This window comes from Mesorhizobium sp. M7A.F.Ca.AU.001.01.1.1, assembly GCF_004022735.1.
Lineage (GTDB): Bacteria > Pseudomonadota > Alphaproteobacteria > Rhizobiales > Rhizobiaceae > Mesorhizobium > Mesorhizobium ciceri.
On the sequence record NZ_RZPF01001299.1, the window covers coordinates 1 to 652 of the forward strand.

Here is a 652-nt window from a genome sequence, read left to right on the forward strand (position 1 = left end):
ACCGGCATTGTCGATCCTGCCGGCGCCAGCGACCTCTCGATCGAACTCGCCGCCAAGGGTCCGCCCGTTGTGATCAGCGTCGGCAGCAAGGCGCAACCGATCACGCTGGCGATCAGCAATGCCACCGCCCGCGCCTTCGGCGACGGCAAGGCACCGATCATCGACATCGGCGCCTCCTTCGTCTCCATCGTCGCCGGCGGCACGCGGCTGGATGATCTGGCGGCGCAGATCCATTCCGACGGCTTTGACATCCAGAACCGCGCCGGGCCGGTCACCGTCAAGCTGCAGGCAGGTGGCCTCAACACCGACGTGGCGACGCTGGCGCCGCTGATCACCGGCAAGATCGATGTCGATCTGGCCGGGTCGGTCAGCAAGGATGCCATTGCCATCGACCAGGGCACGCTGCGCTCCGACGCGCTCAACGCCTCTCTGACGGCGACGGTGGCGCTTGCCGACCTGTCGATGCAGCTGAAGATGAACGCGGATGCCGTGGCGACGGCCTTTCCGCCGCAGATCGCCTCGGTGCTTGGCGCTCGGGTGAAATTCTCGGCCACCGCGGCCCGCGATCCGCAGGGATCCTTCGCCGCCAACTCGATCGAATTCACGTCCGGCACGCTCAGCGCCGCCGGCACGGCCAGCATGCAGGGCACCG

At 67.8% G+C, this 652-nt stretch carries 1 pseudogene; it reads left to right on the forward strand.

From position 1 onward, the window contains the following. Nucleotides 1-652, forward strand: a pseudogene (locus EN884_RS37780) (translocation/assembly module TamB); the annotation flags it as partial.